The sequence below is a fragment of the Acinetobacter sp. 1424608 genome (assembly GCF_000588255.1).
GTDB classification, from domain to species: Bacteria; Pseudomonadota; Gammaproteobacteria; order Pseudomonadales; family Moraxellaceae; genus Acinetobacter; species Acinetobacter nosocomialis.
The window spans coordinates 394,807-417,870 of sequence record NZ_JFXL01000001.1; the positions used below are offsets into that span (position 1 = coordinate 394,807).

General features: G+C 38.4%; 21 protein-coding genes. 14 read left to right on the plus strand and 7 right to left on the minus strand.

What is annotated here, in order from left to right:
• Positions 1-2 precede the first annotated feature (2 nt).
• On the plus strand, positions 3-1,154 hold the full coding sequence (locus J678_RS06590) for a phospholipase A (protein WP_017394072.1): 1,152 nt from the start codon (positions 3-5) through the stop codon (positions 1,152-1,154).
• Between the two features lie 42 nt (positions 1,155-1,196).
• Here J678_RS06590 and J678_RS06595 read toward each other — a convergent pair whose 3' ends face one another.
• The 3 genes from J678_RS06595 to ilvA all read right to left on the minus strand — a co-directional run bounded on the left by J678_RS06595 (position 1,197) and on the right by ilvA (position 4,891).
• Complete coding sequence (locus J678_RS06595; RefSeq protein WP_016804867.1) at positions 1,197-2,534, minus strand: TrkH family potassium uptake protein; 1,338 nt, start codon at positions 2,532-2,534, stop codon at positions 1,197-1,199.
• 16 nt (positions 2,535-2,550) lie between these two features.
• Entirely contained in the window at positions 2,551-3,201 is a 651-nt protein-coding gene (locus J678_RS06600; protein ID WP_025466178.1) for a potassium channel family protein, read from the minus strand.
• 142 nt (positions 3,202-3,343) lie between these two features.
• Complete coding sequence (ilvA, locus tag J678_RS06605; protein WP_170318178.1) at positions 3,344-4,891, minus strand: threonine ammonia-lyase, biosynthetic; 1,548 nt, start codon at positions 4,889-4,891, stop codon at positions 3,344-3,346.
• 101 nt (positions 4,892-4,992) lie between these two features.
• Here ilvA and rpiA point away from each other — a divergent pair, with 101 nt between their 5' ends.
• A complete protein-coding gene (rpiA, locus tag J678_RS06610) occupies positions 4,993-5,664 on the plus strand; it encodes a ribose-5-phosphate isomerase RpiA (RefSeq protein WP_000061060.1) in 672 nt (223 codons plus the stop codon).
• Positions 5,664-6,344, plus strand: coding sequence for a SprT family zinc-dependent metalloprotease (locus tag J678_RS06615; protein WP_017394070.1), 681 nt, complete (start codon positions 5,664-5,666; stop codon positions 6,342-6,344). The genes rpiA and J678_RS06615 overlap by 1 nt, the downstream gene beginning before the upstream one ends.
• Here J678_RS06615 and J678_RS06620 read toward each other — a convergent pair.
• On the minus strand, positions 6,341-7,861 hold the full coding sequence (locus tag J678_RS06620; protein ID WP_017394069.1) for a hypothetical protein: 1,521 nt from the start codon (positions 7,859-7,861) through the stop codon (positions 6,341-6,343). The two genes, J678_RS06615 and J678_RS06620, sit on opposite strands and share 4 nt — an antisense overlap.
• A gap of 183 nt (positions 7,862-8,044) precedes the next feature.
• On the opposite strand from J678_RS06620, the gene argC reads away from it, so the two are divergent.
• The 6 genes from argC (at position 8,045) to J678_RS06645 (ending at position 14,489) form a co-directional block, all read left to right on the plus strand.
• Positions 8,045-9,100 carry an N-acetyl-gamma-glutamyl-phosphate reductase gene (gene argC / locus J678_RS06625; protein ID WP_016805333.1) on the plus strand — a complete coding sequence of 352 codons (1,056 nt, stop codon included), beginning with the start codon at positions 8,045-8,047 and terminating at the stop codon, positions 9,098-9,100.
• A gap of 75 nt (positions 9,101-9,175) precedes the next feature.
• Positions 9,176-9,934, plus strand: coding sequence for a DUF6776 family protein (locus tag J678_RS06630; protein ID WP_079377015.1), 759 nt, complete (start codon positions 9,176-9,178; stop codon positions 9,932-9,934).
• A 9-nt stretch (positions 9,935-9,943) separates the two neighbouring features.
• Positions 9,944-10,357: an ATP-dependent Clp protease adapter ClpS gene (gene clpS / locus J678_RS06635; RefSeq protein ID WP_001260033.1), complete on the plus strand. Its 414-nt coding sequence runs from the start codon at positions 9,944-9,946 to the stop codon at positions 10,355-10,357.
• Between the two features lie 9 nt (positions 10,358-10,366).
• The gene (gene clpA / locus J678_RS06640) at positions 10,367-12,643 is read left to right on the plus strand and encodes an ATP-dependent Clp protease ATP-binding subunit ClpA (protein WP_002050677.1); all 2,277 of its coding nucleotides are present in this window, start codon (positions 10,367-10,369) and stop codon (positions 12,641-12,643) included.
• Between the two features lie 3 nt (positions 12,644-12,646).
• On the plus strand, positions 12,647-13,009 hold the full coding sequence (locus J678_RS0103885) for a YnfA family protein (protein ID WP_017394068.1): 363 nt from the start codon (positions 12,647-12,649) through the stop codon (positions 13,007-13,009).
• Between the two features lie 424 nt (positions 13,010-13,433).
• On the plus strand, positions 13,434-14,489 hold the full coding sequence (locus tag J678_RS06645) for a 3-deoxy-7-phosphoheptulonate synthase (RefSeq protein ID WP_017394067.1): 1,056 nt from the start codon (positions 13,434-13,436) through the stop codon (positions 14,487-14,489).
• Positions 14,490-14,532: 43 nt separating this feature from the next.
• Here J678_RS06645 and J678_RS06650 read toward each other — a convergent pair whose 3' ends face one another.
• Together J678_RS06650 and J678_RS06655 are read right to left on the minus strand one after the other, a co-directional pair.
• Positions 14,533-15,450, minus strand: coding sequence for an alpha/beta fold hydrolase (locus J678_RS06650; protein ID WP_004708507.1), 918 nt, complete (start codon positions 15,448-15,450; stop codon positions 14,533-14,535).
• Between the two features lie 2 nt (positions 15,451-15,452).
• Positions 15,453-16,013, minus strand: coding sequence for a PadR family transcriptional regulator (locus J678_RS06655; RefSeq protein WP_002050679.1), 561 nt, complete (start codon positions 16,011-16,013; stop codon positions 15,453-15,455).
• A 135-nt stretch (positions 16,014-16,148) separates the two neighbouring features.
• Between J678_RS06655 and J678_RS06660 the strand changes: the two genes are divergently transcribed.
• The 4 genes from J678_RS06660 (at position 16,149) to J678_RS06675 (ending at position 20,520) form a co-directional block, all read left to right on the plus strand.
• Positions 16,149-18,173 carry an NADPH-dependent 2,4-dienoyl-CoA reductase gene (locus J678_RS06660; RefSeq protein WP_017394066.1) on the plus strand — a complete coding sequence of 675 codons (2,025 nt, stop codon included), beginning with the start codon at positions 16,149-16,151 and terminating at the stop codon, positions 18,171-18,173.
• 71 nt (positions 18,174-18,244) lie between these two features.
• Positions 18,245-18,652, plus strand: coding sequence for a nuclear transport factor 2 family protein (locus tag J678_RS06665; protein WP_017394065.1), 408 nt, complete (start codon positions 18,245-18,247; stop codon positions 18,650-18,652).
• A gap of 37 nt (positions 18,653-18,689) precedes the next feature.
• Positions 18,690-19,406: an SGNH/GDSL hydrolase family protein gene (locus tag J678_RS06670; protein WP_032027203.1), complete on the plus strand. Its 717-nt coding sequence runs from the start codon at positions 18,690-18,692 to the stop codon at positions 19,404-19,406.
• Positions 19,407-19,425: 19 nt separating this feature from the next.
• A complete protein-coding gene (locus J678_RS06675) occupies positions 19,426-20,520 on the plus strand; it encodes a YheT family hydrolase (protein ID WP_004708515.1) in 1,095 nt (364 codons plus the stop codon).
• A gap of 188 nt (positions 20,521-20,708) precedes the next feature.
• Here J678_RS06675 and J678_RS06680 read toward each other — a convergent pair whose 3' ends face one another.
• Positions 20,709-21,197, minus strand: a complete 489-nt coding sequence (locus J678_RS06680) for a hypothetical protein (protein WP_002050668.1) — start codon at positions 21,195-21,197, stop codon at positions 20,709-20,711.
• Positions 21,198-21,420: 223 nt separating this feature from the next.
• Between J678_RS06680 and J678_RS06685 the strand changes: the two genes are divergently transcribed.
• Positions 21,421-23,058 carry a CTP synthase gene (locus J678_RS06685; RefSeq protein WP_002050609.1) on the plus strand — a complete coding sequence of 546 codons (1,638 nt, stop codon included), beginning with the start codon at positions 21,421-21,423 and terminating at the stop codon, positions 23,056-23,058.
• The last annotated feature ends 6 nt before the right edge of the window (positions 23,059-23,064 follow it).

Below are 23,064 nucleotides of genomic sequence, written 5' to 3' on the forward strand. Positions count from 1 at the left end.
ACATGGCGTTCAGACAATTTGAACGCACATCTTTACAGCTAAGTATGGGGACCCTGCTTAGCTGTTTATGTGCGTCGGTGGTATATGCTGACACCTTAGCCCCTGTAAAACCTGCGACCGTAGATGCATGTGTTGCCCTAGCTTCAAATGCTGATCGCCTAGCTTGTTATGACTCTGTATTTAAGCCCTCAGCTTTACCCGCTGTTCAAGCTGCCGCAGTACCAGAGCCTGTTAAAAAAATTGATAATCCTGCTGTTCAGCCTGAAACTTTTAAAGAGAAGGTTGTAGATACGGTTAGTAATATTAAAGTAATAGGGAAGGCTCCGAAAATTGAACCTACTACTTCTTTATTAGACCAACGTTGGGAGTTATCTGAAAAGAGTAAACTTGGTGATTGGAACATTCGTGCTTATCAGCCTGTCTATTTGCTACCTGTATTTTGGACGAGCGATAAAAATGAATTTCCAACTAGCCCAAATCCCAATAACACAGTTAAAGAAGCTCAAGATTTGAAATCTACCGAAACTAAATTTCAAATTTCTTTAAAAACTAAAGCTTGGGAAAATATTTTTGGTAACAATGGTGATTTGTGGGTAGGTTATACTCAATCTTCACGTTGGCAGACTTTTAACTCTAAAGAATCTCGGCCTTTCCGTGAAACAAACTATGAGCCTGAAGCTAGCTTAATGTTTAGAACAAACTATGAGTTACTCGGTTTAGATGGTCGCTTGCTTGGTGTCACTTTAAATCACCAATCGAATGGTCGTTCAGATCCGTTATCTCGTAGTTGGAACCGTGTTATCTTTAATGTCGGCTTAGAGCGTGGCAATTTTGCTGTAATGCTTCGTCCTTGGATACGTATTAATGAAGCTGCCAAAGATGATAACAACCCCGATATTGAGGATTATATTGGACGAGGCGATTTGACCGCTTTTTATAAGTGGAAAGATAACGACTTCTCCCTAATGTTACGTCACTCTTTAAAAGGTGGAGATGACTCTCATGGAGCTGTTCAGTTTGACTGGGCATTCCCAATTAGTGGTAAGTTACGTGGTCACTTCCAGCTATTTAATGGATATGGTGAAAGCTTAATTGACTATAACCACCGTGCAACTTATGCAGGTTTGGGTGTTTCACTCATGAACTGGTACTAAGTTCGAACCCATAAAAATGCCGCTTTAACAGCGGCTTTTTTATTAACCAATTTGAATGTTGGCCTGAGGATGCTTGAGACGGCTCTTTTTAGGAGTAGCAATTAAATATGCCAGTGTTAAAGGTCCAAGTCTCCCAGCAAACATAAGTAAACTTAATATAAACAGGCTACCGTTATGTAAATCTGGCGTGATACCGCGGGAAAGGCCTACCGTACAAGCGGCTGAAACGACTTCAAATAGTAAGTTCATAAAGTCGGCTTTTGGTTCTAAAAGCAAAAGTATAAAGAACCCAATAAATATGAGTATGCTGGTAATCGCAGTAACAGCCAAGGCCTTATAAGTAGTTTCGTGAGAAACAGAATGATTAAAAACCCTGATTTCATCAGTACGTCTTAAAAAGGACAGGACACTTAAAACTAATATAACAAAAGTACCCACTTTTATACCGCCAGCAGTACTTAATGAACCACCGCCAATAAACATAAGTAGCATCATAAGCAAAGAACTACTATTAGTCATTGCACCTGTGTCAATGGTGTTAAACCCTGAAGATCGTGGAACAGTCGCTTGGAACCAAGCATGTAAAGCTTGATCACCTACGCTTAGCATTCCTAGCGTATGAGGGTTTTGTGCTTCCATTGCCCAAATTAAAATAAAGGCGACTAAATTAATAATGGCAATAGTCGTTAAGATCAGTTTGCTATTTGGGCTAAGTTTTTTCCATTTTTTATTTTGTTTAATATCCATGAGAACTAAAAAGCCAAGTCCACCTATTGTATAAAGCAAACTTACCGTAAGGCAGATCACATAGTTGTTTTGAAAACCCATTAAACTATTGTTAAATAATGAAAAACCGGCATTATTAAACGAAGAGATACTATAAAAAATTGCATAATACAAACCACGAGCGAAGCCAAAAGCGGGTGTAAATGCACAGGTGAGAATGACTATGCCGATCAGTTCAAATAGGAGAGTATAAGTCACTACTCCTTTCGCTACGAAGGTCACTTTTGATAGGCTCGTTTGACCCAGGCTGTCCTGAGCCATCATTTGCTGCTTAAGGCCAATTTTAGGCGAAAGGCTTAGTGCGGCCAAAATAGCAAAAGTCATGAAGCCTAAACCACCTGACTGAATCAACAATAAAATAATGACTTGCCCAAAGAGTGTAAAAGATTCATGAATATTTAGAACGGATAAACCTGTAATCGTGACTGCCGAAGTTGCTGTAAATAGTGCATCCATCCAGCTGACATGTCCGTTATTGGCAATTGGAAGTTTGAGTAATAATGTGCCAAAGACAATAAAGCCTAGAAAACCCAGCGCTAAAAGAGAAGGTGGGCTTAGGTTTAATGTCTTATGTGGTTTAGGCTTAAGAGACATATTTTTGGGTTCGTTCTTATAGGAAACAATTAGAGAGCTTTTTAAGTTGCTGTAAATGACCTTCTAAAATAAGAATATCATGCGTTTGTAGGGTAAAAGTCTCTTCATTTTCAAATAAAATTTGCTGCTGTCGTTTTACAAGTAGAGTTTTAACTTGCGGTGCTTGTTGCATAATCCCATACAAATTAATGCCATTTAATTTCTCGGGAATATCGATTTTCACAATATAGTGATCATCATCTAAAGACATGTAACGACTTACCATTGGATAATTAAGTGCTTGCGCAACACGTACACCCATGTCTTCTTCAGGATGAATGATTTTATTGATATTGAGGTGAGACAAAATTGTGTGATGAGCCTTTGTCTTTGCTTTTACCCAAATTTTATCAATACCAAGATTTTTTAAATTCAGCACACATAAAATACTAGCCTCAATATCTTCACCAATTGCAACAACAACTGCATCACAATTTTGAATGTTTAATTCATCCAGTACATGTTCATCAGTAGCATCAGCAATGACAGCATGAGTTAAAACATCGGCAAGATTTTCAACATTCTTTTTGACTGTATCAATGCCAATAACATCATGATTTAATTTTGTGAGTTCTTGAGCAACTGTTGCTCCAAAACTCCCCAAGCCGATGACCGCGAACTGTGCCATAAATAACCTTTTATACTTAATTAGGGCTTTATTTTTAATGATATTTTCTTTGAGATAAAGAGAAGCAATGTAAATATAGAAAATATTGGGCTCAAATAATAAAAAAGCCGACAAATTTGTCAGCTTTTTTATAAAACAAAGATTATTTCAAGAAACGTTTATAGCCCACATTGTCAGTAATTTCTGCGTATGGATAGCTAATTTGTTCTAGGGTTTCAATTAAACCATCTGGATTTTGTTTGGCATCTGTTGCTTGTAAGCCAACCAATACACGGCCTTCTGCAGCACCATGGTTACGGTAATGGAACAGCGTAATATTGTGAGTTGGACCTAAACGAGTTAAGAAGGTGAGTAATGCACCCGGACGTTCAGGGAATTCAACACGGAACAATCTTTCATCATCTAGATTAGCATGACCGCCAATTAAATAACGAATATGCAATTTAGCAACTTCATCATCAGATAAATCATCTACAACATAATTTTGCTGTTTAAGTTGTTCTAAAATTTCATGACGTTCAGCGTCACCACCTTTTAAGCTAATACCCACAAAAACTTGTGCTTCTTCTGTGTTATTTGCACGGTAGTTAAACTCGGTAATATTACGGCCCTGTAGAGCACGGCAGAAACCTAAAAATGCGCCTTTTTCTTCAGAAAGTGTCACCGCGTAAATTGCTTCACGTTGTTCACCGAGCTCAGTACGCTCTGCAATGTAACGTAAGCGGTCAAAGTTCATGTTGGCACCGCAAACAATCGATACCATGTTTTTACCGCTAATTTTATGCTCCGCTACATATTTTTTGATACCAGCTAGGGCCATTGCACCTGATGGTTCAACAATGCTACGGTTTTCATCAAAAGTATCTTTAATTGCGGCACAGATTTCATCTGTATTAACAGTAACAATGTCTGGATCAACAATTGGACCAGAGTTATCTGATTTACGAAGACGAACAATATCAAACGGTAAAGCACCAATTTGTGCAACAGCAGTACCATCTGCAAATAAACCTACATGTGGCAAGATTACACGTTCATTGGCTTCAAGTGCTGCTTTTAAACATGCAGACTCTTCATATTCAACACCAATGACTTTTACATGTGGTGCAACTTCACCTAAGTAAGCTGCTACACCCGCAATTAAACCGCCACCACCTACAGCAACGAACACGTATTCCACATCGCGCCATTGACGCAATATTTCATTTGCAATGGTACCTTGACCAGCAATAACCAATTCATCGTCATAAGGAGGAATAAAAACTAATCCTTCTGCTTCGGCACGCTGCTGAGCGTATTTATTTGCAATATCAAAGCTATCACCATGTAATACAACTTGGCCACCTAAACGCTTAACTGCCTGAACCTTAATATCAGGAGTAGTGCTTGGCATAACAATAATTGCAGGAATTCCTAAACGTTGACCAGACAATGCTACGCCTTGTGCATGGTTGCCAGCAGAGGCGCAAATTACACCGCGTTCAAGCTGTTCTTTCGGTAATTGGCTAATACGGTTATAAGCACCGCGTAATTTAAAAGAAAAAACCGGTTGTAAATCTTCACGCTTAAAACGAATTGTATTATTTAATTTTTGACTAATTCGTGGAGCTGCTTCGAGAGGTGTTTCAATTGCAACATCATAAACCGTTGCTTGTAAAATTTGTCGTACCACACGAGACAGCATGTTCATCTTCCCTATAACAGTTTAAAATAGGAAATTATTGTAGCAAACCCTTGTGCATTTGCGCCGTTTATTGGCGCATAAATGTCAAAAAATAGTTGAGTGATGTAATGAGCCTATATGCAACCCAAGATGAAAAGAAACAAGCTGCTGCGAAAGCTGCTTTAAAACACTTACCCAAAGGTGGCATTTTGGGAGTAGGAACCGGTAGTACTGTAAATTTTCTAATTGACTTATTGCCTGAACTACAATTAGAAGCAGCAGTAGCAAGTTCTCAAGCAACAGCAGACCGTCTTAAAAAATTAGGTATCGAAGTGGTTGATATGAACCATGTAGGCAGCCTTGATGCTTATGTTGATGGTGCAGATGAGATTGATCGTCACATGCATATGATCAAAGGCGGCGGCGCAGCATTAACTCGTGAAAAAATTGTAGCTTCAATTGCTAAAAAGTTTGTATGTATCGTTGATGATTCAAAATGGGTTGATCAACTTGGTCGTGATTTCCCATTACCAGTAGAAGTAATTCCAATGGCGCGCTCTGCTGTAGCTCGTAAATTGGTTAGCTTAGGTGGTGATCCGGTTTATCGTGAAGGTGTGGTAACTGATAACGGAAACGTTATTTTAGATGTATTTAATTTGAACATTTTAAATGCAATTGATTTGGAAAAGACAATCAACAATATTCCGGGTGTTGTGACTAACGGTATTTTTGCGTTAAATCCAGCAACGATTGCAATTGTTGCAACAAATAATGGTATTGAAGAGCGTACTGCACAGTAATGTCTGTGGAAATGCCAGAAATTAAAATTGTTCGTCACGTAAGGGCAAGAAAATTGCGCTTACGTGTTGAGCCTGCGTCTATACGTCTCACTGTCCCGCTATTTTGTAGTAAGAAACAAATTCAGCAGTTTTTGGCTCAGTCTGAACAATGGTTGATCGAGACATGGAATAAACAGCACCACGCTCAATCTACCTCGTTTGAGATTCCTTCAGAAATTTCTTTTTTTAATAGAAAGCAGCCTTTTCAAATTGTTGTACAGAAGCAACATCGCATTTTTCAATTTGATTGGGAAAATAATCGTTTATTTATTAAAGACCAGCAAACCTATCAAGCCTTACAAAGCGCTGTTATTGCTTATGCCAAACAAGAGTTACCAGCATTTTTGTCAGAGCTTAGCCAAAAAACTCGGTTGAGTTATGCAGAGTGTGCTATACGACGTCCTAAAACTCGTTGGGGAAGTTGCAGTAGTCAACATAATATTATGCTGCATGCAGGTCTGGTTCTTATGCCTGCTCAAATTACTCGTTATGTTTGCATTCATGAATTAGCTCACACCAAACACTTCGACCATAGTCCTGCTTTTTGGGCCGAAGTTGCAAAGTTCGACCCAAACTATATGCAGCATCGCAGACAATTAAAAGGTAACCCATTGCCTGCGTGGTGGTATGTGACAGCTTAGCTAAAGCTACATTCTAATTGTGTTGTTTGTAAGACATCTGGTGCTTTGCGGCTATCAAGGCCTGCTTGAGCACTAACAATCTTATTCGCTTTAATATGTAGCTGTATAAAATTATATTGCTGTGTTGAATTGTTGGGTTCGGATGAACTTGAGTTAAGTAAGTAGCTATAACTTGCAGCGTCGGTTTGCAGTAAGTTATCTGTACTATCTGCGCTTAAGGCTGAGCGATAACTTAGTGAACCTTGAATTAACTCAATTTGGCCATTAGCACGGAAATTAAGTTGGCAACCCGATGCGCTGTTTTCATAGTGACCAACTAAATAGTCCGTAGAAGGCAGTTTAGGGTCAGATATATTGATGCTAGTTAAGCCTTGTTTACATGGATAAGCCGAACCATTACAACTTGTGGTAATACCACTAAATCCTACGGCACGTCGGTAGTCACCAGCACCATCTATACGGAAAAAGTCAGTTGTATTTCCAGAAGGCACAACTCCAGAATAGAGTTTTTTCTGCAAAAGAACATATCCTGTTTGATCTAAACTGGACTGACTTTGTGCATCTGCTAGTTGCAATGTGGCAGCTTTTAAATTGGTAGCAAAATAATCGCGAGTCGCTTTTTGATTGGCTGCTATGTCCAAAAGCGTATTTTTTACAGGGTCAATATTATCTGGCGATGGACTAAAAATAGGTGTCATGGTTGTATTGTCACCATTAAGCTTTTTGCCGTCTAAATATCCATCTTTTAAATCGGTGGCAACACTATTTGTAAGTTCTTGATATGCATTGGTACTACCATGAATCGTATTCCAATATTGTAAATATCCAAAACTCAGATAGCTATCTACATAAGTACTAGGCTGTTTAGTTGAATACTGTAATAAATTTAGTACAGTCAGCGGGCTAGCAGGGCTTAAGCTTGGTATGGCGGCATCTTTAAACGCACTAATAAGAGCGGTATAAACATCTTGAGAAGCCAAATCAACATGTGATTGTTCAATACGGGTCGGGTCTATCGTTTCTTGTGGAAGTTGGCCTGAACGAATTACGGCACGCTGATAAATTGCTTCTGAACTTGGGCTAATCGGCTGCGTTTTATTGCTTATTGAACTTGGAGTAATAAAAGCGTGATAGACGCCAGAAATGTTCTCATATTTAGAATTAATTGGATCAAATACCTGAGATGAGGCTTGAGTTGTGACTTCTACTCGATAAAGCCGATTCAACTTGGTACTTGGAAGTTTAATATTATAACTTGTTAAACTGGCAACTTGGGTATCAATCAAAATACTATTGTCGGTATTGTCATAGACTTTGAGTTGCACATTGCGCATTTCGACGGGGGTTTTAAGTGTAAAATCTGTTGTGACTTCAGGAGTTGGCACAGTCGGTGTCGGAGTGCTAGATGAACCTCCGCTACTACTGCCACCACCACATCCAACAAGGGCTGCGCTTAAAATTAAAGTACTAAGGCCGAGATAAGTGCACAACTTTGTTTGTTTTGATTGATTAAGCATCCTAGCTCTCCACAAATGAATCTGGTATTTATTTACTGATATTTGTTTGGTTCTGACAGACCAGCAAGTGCTATGTAATTAACGCTAAAAAATAAAAAAATTAAAATTACCAAGCATGAAATGGTTTTGTAAGCCTGGACATCCTGTCATACTACCGCAAGTATAGATTCAATATTTGAGGTAATGCACGTGATTTCTGTCGGAATTGTTGGTGGAACTGGTTATACAGGCGTTGAACTATTACGTATTTTATTACGACATCCAAAAGCGCAGGTTCGAGTTCTTACTTCACGTACAGAAGCAGGCAAACCAGTTGCTGATATGTTCCCAAACTTACGTGGACATACAGATCTTCAATTTTCAGATTTAAATATTGATGCATTAAAAGAATGTGATGTTGTATTTTTTGCAACTCCACATGGTGTTGCAATGCAGCACGCAAAAGATTTGATCGAAGCTGGAACTAAAGTTATTGATTTGGCAGCAGACTTTCGTTTACAAAATCTTGAACAGTTTGAAAAATGGTATGGTATGGAACATGCGTGCCCAGACGTACTAAAAGATTCTGTTTATGGTTTAACTGAGTTAAATCGTGAAAAAATCAAGCAAGCTCAAGTCATTGGTAACCCAGGTTGTTATCCAACAACTGTCCAACTGGGCTTGGCTCCACTTTTAAAATCAGCGCAAGCACTCATTGAAACCAAAAATATTATTATTGATGCAAAATCAGGCGTTTCAGGTGCTGGCCGTAAAGCAAGTTTAGGTATGATTTATAGCGAAAATGCCGATAACTTTAAAGCTTACGGTGTTGCGGGACATCGCCATCATCCTGAGATTGTAGAAGCTTTGGAAAATATTGCAGGCGAGAAAGATGTTTTTGAAGGTCTTTTATTTGTTCCACACTTAGTACCGATGATTCGAGGTATGTTGAGTACAATTTACGTGGACTTGACAGAGGCGGGGAAACAAACAGATATACAAGCTTTGTATGAAAACTTCTATGCAAATGAAAAATTTGTAGATGTCATGCCTGCCAATAGTTCACCTGAAACACGTAGTGTACGTGGGGCAAATGAATTACGCATTGCTTTGTATAAACCACAACCAAATAAACTCATTATTTTGGCCGCTCAAGATAACCTTGTAAAAGGAGCATCTGGACAAGCTGTACAAAATATGAACCTTATGTTTGGCTTTAATGAAGATGAAGGCTTACAAGGGATTGGTTTATTACCATAAAAAACTCTTTTTTGCTTCACACACATTTAAATTTCGATTTAAATGTGTGTCTTGACTCTGATCTTAAACACTGAGATGACGATGCAAAACTCGGAACAGACGACTTCTGTAGAAAGTTCGTTGCAAAAGAAAAAATTTTTAAACACCAATAAGCCTTTGTTTATTGGTGCTGCTATTTTAATGAGTGGTTGTTTTGCGCTCGGCTATACAATTGGGCACCGTCAAGGTTTAACTGTTGTAGGTTACGATGCAGATGCAGAGCAATTGGTTGAAGTAGTGCAAAAACAAAAAACAGCGTTAGATGCAGTTAACAAAAGCCTGAATGCTGCTGTACAAGAGCGTGATGTTGCTGTTACAAATGCAAATGACTTGTTTACAGCACTTAATCAAGCCAATGCTGATAAAACGCAACAAGAAGGTATGAGTAATATCTACCGTGAAATTTTAAGACAACGTGGTGGATTAAGCTTAACCATTCAGGATTTGGCAATTAAACCGTTACCAGAAAACGCTTATGAATATCAGCTTGATTTGGTGCAGGTGAGTCCAAATAAACGCCGTGCTTCAGGTTCAGTTGAAATAAGACTGATTAAAGATACTGAAGTCTTGGTTGTGCCACTTGAAGATAAGAACTTTAACTTCACTGATTTTGAGCGTTTGACTGGCCGATGGACAATGCCTAAGGGCTTCACACCTCAGTATATTGAAGTACGTTTAATAGGTGGTTCTGAAACACCAGTGATTAAACGTTTTAGTTGGCAGCGCGGTAAACCTGTCGAAACACCTTCTGCTTTTGTTGCAGAAATTCCTCAAGCTGAAGCAAATTCACAATAGTAACATCATATGCGAACAAATAAGCGTCAAACAAATTTAAAAGATATTAAGGCTTCTTTTCAGCAGTCTGGCTATGTCGATTGGCACTTCAATCCACGCTTAAGTGATTCGCAAAACGAAGATCATGACGGAGAGGTTGTTGTTCAAACAGCACCTCCCGAACTCAAGCGTCCTCCTTTATATGCGGTAGTATTATTGAACGACGATTACACGCCAATGGACTTTGTAATTGAAATTTTACAACAATACTTTGCAATGAATCTTGACCAAGCAACTCAAGTAATGCTAACAGTACACTATGAAGGTAAAGGTACTGCCGGGGTATATCCAAGAGACATCGCGGAAACCAAGGCAAACCTTGTTAATAATTACGCTCGATCGCAAGGTCATCCATTACTTTGCCAGATTGAGCCTAAAGCATAAGGGGGTCACATGCTCAGTCGTCAATTAGAAGTATCATTACGTTTGGCTGTTAGCATGGCTCGTCAAAAGAGACATGAGTTTCTTACAGTTGAACACTTACTATTAGCCTTACTCGATAACGATTCGGCTGTGAATGCATTAAAAGCATGCGGCGCTGATATTGTTTCTTTACGTAAAGAATTAGAAGAATATGTAGAACAACATACTCCTAAGCTTGGCGAAAATAGCGAGCAAGCTCCACATCCAACAGAAAGTTTTGACCGCATTTTGCAACGTGCAATTTTCCATGTGCAATCAAGTGGTGGTGATCGTACTGTTGAAGGTGCGGATGTTTTGGTCGCAATGTACTCAGAGCGTGATTCTTTTGCTGTTTATTTACTTAAACGTCATCAAATTAATCGACTTACTTTGACTCAATATTTGTCTCATGGGACACGTAAAGACGAAGTGCAGGTTGAAGAAGAAGTTGAAGACATTGAGGGTGAAAGCAACTCAGGCAATGCTGGGCCATTAGAACTTTATACGCTTAATTTAAATGTTGAAGCGCAAAAGGGTAAAACTGACCCACTCATTGGTCGTGAAAAAGAAATTGAGCGTACAGCACAAATTCTTTGCCGCCGACGCAAAAACAACCCATTACTAGTCGGGGATCCAGGGGTAGGTAAAACTTCAATTGCAGAAGGCCTTGCATGGCTCATCGTAAATGGTAAAGCACCAAAACCACTTAGCAACGCAGAGATTTATAGCCTAGATATAGGTGCATTGGTTGCTGGTACAAAATACCGTGGTGACTTTGAAAAACGTTTAAAACAACTGTTAAATGCTTTGAAGAAAAATCCAAATGCGATTTTATTCATTGATGAAATTCATATGATCATTGGTGCAGGCTCTAGTATGGGCAGCACAATGGATGCATCGAATCTTATTAAACCAGCATTGGCAAATGGTACTTTACGTTGTATCGGTTCAACGACTTTCCAAGAATATCGTCAGGTATTTGAAAAGGATCATGCGTTATCTCGTCGTTTCCAAAAAATTGACGTAAATGAACCAAGCATTTCTGAAACTATTGATATTTTACGTGGCTTGAAAACGAAGTTTGAGGATTTCCACCACGTACAGTATGACGACAAAGCTTTAGTTTCTGCGGTTGAGCTTTCTGCGAAATTTATTAATGATCGTTTCTTGCCGGATAAAGCGATTGATGTCATTGATGAAGCAGGTGCACAGCGCCGTCTAAAAGCAGAAAGTGAAGACAGCTTAATTACTGTAGAAAATATCGAAGACATCGTTTCTAAAATTGCGCGTATTCCGCCTAAGACAGTGTCTAAAGATGATAAATCAGTACTTGAAAATCTTGAGCGTGACCTAAAACGTGTTGTATTTGGTCAAGATGAGGCAATTACTGCATTGGCTTCTGCAATCAAGTTATCACGTGCTGGTTTGAAATCACCAGACAAGCCTGTTGGTAGCTTCGTCTTTGCTGGTCCAACGGGTGTTGGTAAAACGGAAGTCACTAAGCAATTAGCAAAACTTTTAGGTGTAGAGCTTGTCCGTTTCGATATGTCTGAATATATGGAACGTCATGCTGTTTCACGCTTAATTGGTGCTCCTCCAGGCTATGTTGGTTATGACCAAGGTGGTTTGCTCACAGATGCGATTCATAAAAATCCGCATTGTGTTTTATTGCTCGATGAAATTGAGAAAGCACATCCAGATGTGTTTAACCTGTTGTTGCAAATCATGGACCATGGTGCGTTAACTGACAATAATGGTCGTAAGTCAGACTTCAGAAATGTCATTATTGTATTGACGACAAACATTGGTGCAGAAAGCATTTCTCGTGCAAGCATTGGATTTACTGAGCAAGACCATAGCTCGGATAACCAAGAAGCTATGAAGCGTGCATTCTCTCCAGAGTTCCGTAACCGTCTAGACAGTGTTATTCAGTTTAAAGCTTTACCAACCACAGTGATTGAATCTGTAGTTGATAAATTCTTAACAGAATTACAAGCACAGTTAGATGAAAAACGTGTAGTTCTAGATGTAGATCAAAGTGCGCGTGACTGGTTAGCAACCAATGGTTATGACCGTTTAATGGGTGCTCGCCCAATGCAACGTCTCATTCAAGAACACTTGAAGAAACCATTAGCTGAAATGATTCTGTTTGGTGAACTTGCAGATCATGGTGGTAATGTGGCGGTATCAGTGAAGAAAGAAGATGGCAAGGCAGTTGGTCTAAAACTTGAAGTTTTTGAAGATCACCATACGGCAGAACCAGCTTAATTTATGTTAATTGATAGTCTTTCTATAACCCGAATACTTAGTGTGTTCGGGTTATTTATTATTACTGCGATCGCTGAGATTTTAGGCTGTTACTTTCCTTATCTTATTTTAAAAGAAGGGAAGTCTGCCTGGTTGTGGATCCCTACAGCCTTAAGCTTAGCGATCTTTGTTTGGTTACTTACATTACATCCAGCTGCTTCTGGGCGCATTTATGCGGCCTATGGCGGTATTTATATTTTTACTGCACTCATGTGGCTTCGTTTTGTCGATCAAATCGCTTTAACGAGATGGGATGTTTTAGGTGGTTTTATAGTGCTTTGTGGTGCAAGTTTGATTATTTTGCAGCCGCAAGGAATAATTCGCTAATAATGAAGTGAGCAATTAAATTTTAACTAAAAAATAAGAAATTTTTTCGCAAAAAATACTTGTCAAATTCATCAACAATGCGTATTTTAGATTTAAGGAACATTTTTTAATATTTGAGATAAAGATGTTAAATCAATCTGTGAATTCTAACGCTTACTTTTATTTCTGGCAATTTAGATAGTTGCCTGAGCGTATTCGGGCATGAAAGTTGCCCATCACAGTTAATACCTGATCGGCAACCCCGATCAGGTTTTTTTATGCTTTATCTTTTTCAAATCGAGGAACTCAAAATGAACAACATGACTTATTCATACTTTAGCAACTTTTATTGGTTTTACTTTTGCTTACCTTTGCCAACGAATAGATCCAAAACGCTCAAATAAATGATCGGACTGATTCGGTTTCAGTCCAAAGGAAAAGACCAATGAATGCTTTAAATACTTTACTAACTCAAAGTAATACAAAAGGAACACCAGTTAGTTTACCTCTCCAGTTAAAAGCTAAATATCCGCTTGTGCAGACCTTCGCACGTCAAATTGCAGAACACCGTCAAATTATTCAAAATATTCTTGCTGGTAAAGATCAGCGTTTAATGGTTATTACAGGACCATGTTCAATTCATGACCCAGTTGCGGTTCTTGAATACGCAGAAAAACTGCAAAAATTACAAGAAAAAGTTAAAGATCAAATATTCATTGTGATGCGTGCTTATATTGAAAAGCCGCGTACAACTGTAGGTTGGAAGGGATACATGTATGACCCAAACCTTGATGGTTCATCTAATCTACAATTAGGTTTAGAAAAATCACGCGAGCTTTATTTGCAAATTATTGAAAAGGGTTTGCCGATTGCGAGCGAAATTTTAAGTCCAATGGCAACTGGTTATTTTGATGATTTGTTAGCTTGGGGCGCAATTGGTGCACGTACCAGTGAGTCTCAAATTCACCGTGAAATCTCAAGTCATATGCCATATAGTATTGGTTTTAAGAATGGTACAGATGGTTCGATTCAAATTGCTTTAGATGCTATTCAGTCGGCACAAAATGAGCATCAATTTCTAGGAATGAATCAGCAAGGTTTACCTTCTGTTATTCAGAGTGCCGGCAACCCATTACCACACTTAATTTTGCGTGGAGCGAATCATGGTCCTAATTATGATTTAGCGTCAATTCAGGCAATACGTGAAAAACATAAGCAAAATCTTCCTCCTTTAGTCATTGACTGTAGTCATGGTAATAGTGGTAAAGACCCTTTACGTCAGCCAGAGGTTTTGCAGCAAATCGTTGCTGAACGCTTAAAAACTCAGGTGAAGGGCGTCATGATTGAAAGTCATTTATTTGATGGTAATCAGAAAATTTCGTGTGAAATGACGTATGGTCAGTCTGTGACAGATGGTTGTTTAGGGTGGGATAAAACTGAACAACTTTTGTTAAATGTTGCTGAACAGTTAAAAGCAAATGAGTTAGCTCATTCAGCTTAATGATTTTGGTTTAAAAAGGGATCTGTTTTAGCAGATCCCTTTTTTATGAAGCATGTTTGAGCTCGGATAAGAATGTAGTGATTTCATGTCCGAATTTTTTCGGTTCGGTTAATAATGGCGTGTGGCCAGAACGCTCGAAATAAATTGTTTTTGCATGTTCGACACTATGTGCAATCAGTGTCTGACCAGTTTCTGGATAGAGTGTTGAATTACGGCCAATAAAGAAAGTTGTTGGGCACTGTAATTGTTGCAATGCCTCACGATAATCTTCATTGTGAAAAAGATAATTTTCGACGTACCAAAATAAGTAGTCTAAGCGTTGAATCGGTAATAAGTATTTCTGTAAAAATGGCTGTTTTAACGCAGTTTTAAAAACAAATGGACTAAAAGGATTGCTACTTTGCAATTCAATAAAATCTACCCACAAACGTACCAATTTTTGACGGTCTGGAAGTGATAACTCATAAAGATATTTAGCATTTTTATGTTTTGATAATAATTGATAAATATCATTGAGTAATTGTTTAAATTGGGCATGTAATGGTCCGAATAAACCATATTGCCATGTCGCATCTACAGATATTTTAGGCGTTTGATCAATATGTAAATAAGCTTTTAACTGCTGAGCAAGATGAGCATGCTTCATACCATGCATTGCAGTGGTAGCACCCATTGAATAGCCCATTAAAATAAAGTTATCAAGTTTTAGTTGTTCAATTAAATGAGCAACATCTTGCCAGTGGCTTGATATGGCATCTTGCTCGGGAATAGCACAGTTTTTTGAACCGCCAAAACCACGCCAGTCAGGAATAATGAACTCATATTCTTTACGATTTGCGTAGATAAACGGTAGCCATTGCCAACTTTGCATACCTAGACCAGATAATACTAATACTGGTTCACCACGACCAACACGGCGTACAAATAATTTTTCCTGATCGGGCATGGTGTAATAAGGCATGGTTATTCTCCAGATGCGTTATCTTGAGCAAAAAGTTTTAATTGTGGGATGACCTGTTCTAACCATTTGATCCACTCAGTTTCCATAGTGATACCGAGTTCCAAGATCATTTTGTGGATATATAACACTCGATTATTCAAGTCATCACTATCTTTAAAATCTTTATCGTAAATATTTTGGTAAAGCTTAAGCTTTTCTTGATGTAAGCCAAGATGTCGTAACAGTTCGGGTAATATTTGATTATTGCCCAATTGTGCCTCGGCACGCAATCTTACCATTAAGTCATCTCTAAGCTGAGCGGGTTCACTTTGCTGTGTCATCCATGAGGCAAGTTCTATACGCCCAAGTTGTTCGACTTGATAAGTTTTTTTTCGGCCGCTATCCATCTCATTTTCTAAAGTAGAAACCCAGCCTTTTTTTAGCATGTTATTGAGTTCACGATAAATTTGCTGATGTGTGGCATTCCAGAAAAAGCCCATAGAGCGGTCAAAACGGCGAGCGAGTTCAAAGCCAGTGCTTGGACGTTCTAGTAAGCTGGTTAGTAAAACATGGGGAAGTGACATGGCAATCCGTTTGTAAGCAAAAGTAAAGTGTGACTCATAAGATTATGCAACATGTTGCATAAAAGTCAAAATTTGATTATAAATTTGTGCAACAAGTTGCATTAAGCAAGCAGATTAGCAAGCCAAGGAGTTGTTATGTCGTTATATCCACATTTATTAAAACCATTAGATTTAGGTTTTACGACATTAAAAAATCGCGTATTGATGGGGTCTATGCACGTTGGTCTAGAAGAAGCGCCAGGTGGCTATGAGCGCATGGCGGCTTTTTATGCGGAACGTGCTAAAGGAGATGTTGGTCTTATTGTTACTGGCGGTATTGCACCTAATCAGGCAGGTTTAACCTTTGCTCATGCTTCTAAGCTAGATAGCACAGAAGAAGCCGAAAAACATAAAGTCATTACCGAAGCTGTACATGCTGCTGGCGGAAAGATTGCTTTACAGATATTACATACGGGTCGATATTCTTATCAGCCAGAGATTGTTGCACCTTCGGCAATTCAAGCACCGATTAATCCAATTAAACCTAAAGCAATGACTTCTGCAGAGGTTCAACAAACGATTGATGATTTTGCAAACTGTGCGAAGCTTGCTCAATACGCTGGATATGACGGCGTTGAGATTATGGGTTCTGAAGGTTATTTAATTAATGAGTTTATAGCAGCAAGAACAAACCATCGTGATGATGAATGGGGTGGTAGCTATGAAAACCGTATTCGTTTTCCTATCGAGATTGTAAAACGTACACGTGAAATAGTGGGTGAAAACTTTATTATTATTTACCGTTTATCAATGCTTGATTTAGTTGAAGGCGGATCTACTTTAGAAGAAGTGATTCAACTTACTAAAGCGATTGAAAAAGCTGGCGCTACAATCATTAATACGGGTATTGGCTGGCATGAAGCTCGTATACCAACAATTGCCACTAAAGTTCCAAGAGCTGCATTTACTTGGGTCACTGAAAAATTAAAAGGTGAAGTTTCAGTTCCATTAATTACCTCAAACCGTATTAATACCCCAGAAATGGCTGAACATGTATTGGCATCGGGTCATGCAGATGTGGTTTCAATGGCACGTCCAATGCTTGCAGATCCTGAGTTTGTTTTAAAAGCAAGTGAAGGTCGTAGTGATGAAATCAATACCTGTATTGGCTGTAACCAAGCGTGTCTTGATCATATTTTCTCTATGAAAATCGCAACATGTCTAGTTAACCCTCGCGCATGTTATGAAACAGAACTTATTTTTAAAGAAGCACAAAAACAGAAGAATATCGCTGTCATTGGTGCAGGACCAGCAGGTTTAAGTTTTGCTGTATATGCGGCAGATCGTGGACACCAAGTTAAAATCTTTGAAGCAAGTCATCAAATTGGTGGGCAGTTTAATATTGCTAAAACTGTGCCTGGTAAAGAAGAGTTCTACGAAACATTACGTTATTTTAATCGTCAAATTGAATTACGTCCGAACATTGAACTTGTATTAAATCATAAAGCGACTTATGAAGAGTTAAGCCAATCAGACTTCGATGAAATTGTAGTTGCAACTGGTGTAACACCTCGTCAATTAGAATTTGAAGGTATTGATCATCCAAAAGTACTGAGCTACTTACAAGTACTTAAAGAGCGTGTACCAGTAGGTCAACGTGTTGCCATTATTGGGGCAGGTGGTATCGGTTTTGATACAGCTGAGTATCTAACCCATGAAGGTGAAAGTGGTAGTTTAAATCCAGAAAAATTTTATGAAGAGTGGGGTATTGATACTCACTATGAACACGTTGGTGGTTTAAAGCAGCCGAAAGTTGAAGCTTCTGAACGAGAAATCTATTTGTTACAACGTAAAGCTTCTTCAGTAGGTGCGGGACTAGGTAAAACGACTGGTTGGATTCACCGTACAGGGCTTAAGAACAGAAATGTGAAAATGTTGGCAGGCGTACAGTATGACAAAGTAGATGACCAAGGACTTCATATTACTGTTGATGGAAAACCAACAGTGCTTGAAGTTGATAATGTAGTGATTTGCGCAGGCCAAGAATCATTTACTGCAATGTATGACCAATTAAAAGCAGATGGTAAGAATGTTCATTTGATTGGTGGTGCTAAAGAAGCAGGTGAACTAGATGCTAAACGTGCTATTCGTCAAGGTGCTGAACTAGCAGCAGTTCTTTAATGATTTCAATGAGCACTGTCTTGGGTAAGAGAGTGCTCATGACTAAAAACTATTTGAAGGAAAAATAAAAAATGACACTCGAAACAACTAAACAGTCATTAGAAAAATGGCATCACATGGTTAAATCAAATGACTTATCGAACTTAAATGATTTGCTGGCAGATGAAGTCGTTTTCCGTTCACCAGTCGCTTATAAACCTTATGAGGGAAGACGAGTTGTTTTCTTTATTCTTACTAATGTGATTCAAGTATTCCAAAATTTTACCTATCACAGAGAGTTTTACACAGAAGATGGTGAAAATGTAGTACTGGAGTTTAGTGCGAATGTAGGTGATAAATCATTAAAAGGGATTGACATGATTCGTTTTAATGAACAGGGTAAAATTATTGATTTTGAAGTAATGATTCGTCCAATGAGTGGTTTAGCTGCATTAGCTGAGCAAATGGGTATAAGAATAGCTCAATTTAAACCTCAATAATTTTGTTAAATAGCCTAAGAATATTGAGGTATATAAAATGTGGTTAAAACTTTCAACATTGCTTTTATTGCCCGTATTATTTGTACAAGGCAGTAAAGTTCGAAAGACCACGCCACGTTTAGCAGAAGCCAAAGGTGAACGAGAAGGTTGCATTGGTCAAGGCAAGCCTTTATCCCTGCTTATTTTGGGAGATTCTGCCGCAGTAGGTGTCGGTGTAGAAAATCAGAAAGATGCCTTGTCTGGTGCTATTATTCAAGAACTGCAAAATGAATTTTCCCTACAGTGGAAACTTCATGCTAAAACTGGTGATACGACTCGACAAGTTCTTAATGCTTTGCAGCATTTAGAAGAGCGGAAGTATGATGTGATTGTGACATCTATTGGTGTAAATGATGTCACGAAGTTGACCTCTGCTCAATCATGGATTAAACAACAGAAGCAATTATTTGAGCACATACAGAAACGTTTTCAGCCAAAGTTGATTATCGTTTCCGGTGTGCCTCCAATGCAACATTTCCCTGCTTTACCCAATCCATTAGCTTGGTTATTTGGGCAATATGCAGAGCAAATGAATCAAAAATTACAACAATGGTTAGCACCGCAGAGCCAGTTTAAGTTTCTTGAATATAATATTGAAACTTTTCAAGCCATGAATTTGACAATGGCAAGTGATGGTTTTCATCCTAGTAAGGAAGTTTACGCAATTTGGGGAAGGCAGGTTGCTGCTTTAGTGCGGCAATCATTTAACTCATAGTCAGAGGTAGTCATTGGACATGGGCATATCTGTTTTTAGTAAAATTAAAGATTTCGGTTCAGAGCTGTTTGATTTAGTGTTAGGTGCTGAGCATCCAAAAGTTTATTATGATCCTCAAGGGCAAATAAAAGATGTGTTGGAGAAGCTTCCTCAACTCAAACAGAAATATCGACCTACGCCTTGGTTAACCAATAGTCATGTCCATTTACTCTATTTTGATCTTATTAGAAAACAATCAATAAAATTAGAGTATGACCGCATTGATCAACTAACCATGAGTGATGGTGGGATTACCGCTATAGCTTGGTATGGATATGACTTACCGGCAGATACTCCAACAATTGTAATTATGCATACTATTACAGGTACGCCTGAAAGTATGCGTGAGTTAGTACGTGATTTGAATCAATATACAGGCTGGCGAATTGCACTATGCCTGCGCCGTGGGCACGCAGGTTTGCCAATGCCTGTGCCGCAAATTTCTCTTTTTGGATCTACCAGTGATTTAAAAGAACAGCTTAACTATATTCAAAGTTTATTTCCGACATCAGATTTATATGCAGTAGGTTCTTCAGCAGGTACTGGCTTGCTTGTTCGTTATTTAGGTGAACAAGGCGAAGATACACCTTTTAAAGCTGCTTTTGCGATGTGCCCGGGTTATAACACGGAAATTGGTTTTAAAAATGTTCATCCTTTTTACAGTAAAATGATGACGAAAAAACTCTTCAAGTATTTTATTTATCCGTATCAAAATACGTGGAGCAAAATAGCATCTTTAGAAAAAGTCTTATCGACGACCAATTTAGAAGAATTTGAAAAAGAATACTTTGAAATGGCAGGTTTTCAAGATTACGAGACTTACTGTAAATCTATTAACCCGATTTATGTGTTTGAAAATATCAAAATTCCATTAATGATTCTTAATGCAGAAGATGACCCTGTTTGCTCTATTAAAAATTTAGAACCTTATAAAGAGCCAATTCAGCAAATGAGTACTGTTGCTGTAGTCACAACTAAAAAGGGAAGTCATTGTGCATTTTATGAAGGATGGCGCAGTACGTCATGGGCAGCACGTCTTATGTCTGATTATTTTCTAATTGAACGTAATAAATAGATAATTATTGAATATATAAGTGAAGCTCAAATTTTGGGCTTTATTTTATATCTTAAAATAAGAGCGGTATTGCTTCATTTTTCCAAGTGTTTGAATTGAAATTTAAATGAATTTAATCTGTTTTTATTATGAATTTTGTATAAATGCCCAAATCAAAAAATTAATTTGGGCATTATTAAAACAGAAGCTTAGTTTTTAAGTGCTGGTGTTGCAGCAGCAATTGCAGCAGCAACTGCGTCATCTTCTGTTTTCGCAGGCTCAGTTGCCTTAGCTGGTTTAGACTGAGCCTTTTCAGGTTTAGGTTCTGCTTTAGGCTCAGGTTTTTTTTCAGGTTTAGGTTCTACCTTTGGTGTCTCAGATTTAGGTTGTTCAGCAACTTGTGTCTGTGAAGATTCAGCAGAATGCGCAGGACGGGTTTCTCGGCGAATTTCAGTTGTAGTATTAGTTGTTTCTTCACGTTCAACTTCAACTTGTGGTTGCGCTGGAACTTGAGCTTCTTGATGAGTATCTACACTCTCTAAAGATTCAAATTTTGCAGGCTTCTCTGGTTGAGGTTCTGAAACAGCAGTTTCAACCTTGTCTTGCTCTTCTTCTTTCGGTGTCTCTTTTTTAACGCATGCGGTTAACAATAGTCCAGCCGCAATTGCAGCACAGATTAAAAGTTTTTTATTTGCCATTGCCCTAAACAACATTTAATTGAGGAATTGGCATTATAACAGTAAATAGCAATGAAAAAATCATGTCAGATTGAGCTAATTTTTTATTAAAAATGCTGATAGAATAACCAGTTGTTTATTGTTCTTTGAATTGATGCGGTTTGACTTTGCTTTATAGGGGCAGAGTACAGTAAAATTGCCAAACATTGTAGGCCGATTTCGGCTTGATTGTACGAGAAACTTAATGACCCATTTTATTTTTGTCACTGGTGGTGTGGTTTCATCGCTAGGTAAAGGTATTTCTGCTGCTTCTGTTGCTGCACTTTTGGAAGCTCGTGGCTTAAAAGTCACAATGGTTAAAATGGATCCTTATATTAATGTCGATCCAGGGACAATGAGCCCATTCCAGCATGGTGAAGTTTTTGTTACCGAAGATGGTGCAGAAACCGATCTGGATCTGGGTTATTACGAACGTTTCTTACGTCGCGCGAAAATGACCAAACTAAATAACTTCACTAGTGGTCGTGTATATCAAGACGTTTTAAATAAAGAACGTCGTGGTGATTACTTAGGTGGTACAGTTCAGGTTATTCCTCATATTACCGATAATATTAAAGAACGTGTTCTTCGCGCAGGTGAAGGCTACGATGTTGCTATCGTAGAGATTGGTGGCACCGTAGGTGATATCGAATCTTTACCGTTCATGGAATCGGTTCGTCAGTTAATGGTTGAGCTTGGTCATAAACGTACCATGCTTATGCATTTAACTTTATTGCCATATATTAAGTCGGCAGCAGAGTTAAAAACTAAACCAACTCAGCATTCTGTAAAAGAGTTACTTTCAATCGGTATTCAGCCAGACATTCTTATCTGCCGTACTGAATATGATGTAGATGTTGATACTAAACGCAAAATTGCATTATTCACTAACGTGGAAGCACGTGCTGTAGTGGTATGTAAAGATGCAAAAACGATTTATCAAATTCCACGTACCTTCTATGAACAAAACGTTGATGATCTAATTTGTGAGCGTTTTGGATTTAATGATCTTCCAGAAGCAAATCTAGAAGATTGGGACAATGTAGTCGAAGCATTACTGAACCCTGAATACACTTTACGTGTAGCTATGGTTGGTAAATATGTTGAGTTACCAGATGCTTATAAATCTGTAAACGAAGCATTGTTACATGCGGGTATTAAAAATCGTGTAAAAGTACAAATTGATTATGTCAACGCTGAAGAGCTTGAAAGCCAAGACGTATCTATTTTAAGTACAGCTGACGCAATTTTAGTACCAGGTGGTTTTGGTGAACGTGGTACTGAAGGCAAAATGAAAGCTATTCAATACGCACGTGAAAATCGTATTCCTTTCTTAGGAATCTGTTTAGGTATGCAATTGGCAGTTATTGAATATGCTCGCCATGTTGCAGGTATGCCAGAAGCATCTTCTACAGAATTTAACCGTTCTACAAAATATCCACTCATTGGTTTAATTACTGAATGGTTAGATGAGCGTGGTGAATTACAACAGCGTAGCCTTGAGTCTGACTTAGGCGGAACAATGCGTTTAGGTGCACAAAAATCAGAATTGGTTGAAGGCACAAAAACACGTGAAGTCTACGGAAAAGCTGAAATCACTGAGCGTCATCGTCATCGTTATGAAATGAATAATCGTTTCATTGAGGCGATTGAAAAAGCGGGCATGAAGATTTCTGGTTATTCTTCAGCACAACATTTGGTTGAAACTGTAGAAATTCCTGACCATCCTTGGTTTATTGCTGTACAATTCCACCCGGAATTTACAAGTTCACCACGTGATGGACATCCATTATTTGCTAGTTTTATTGACGCTGCAAAAACACAGCATCAAAAAAGTAAGTAATGCGAT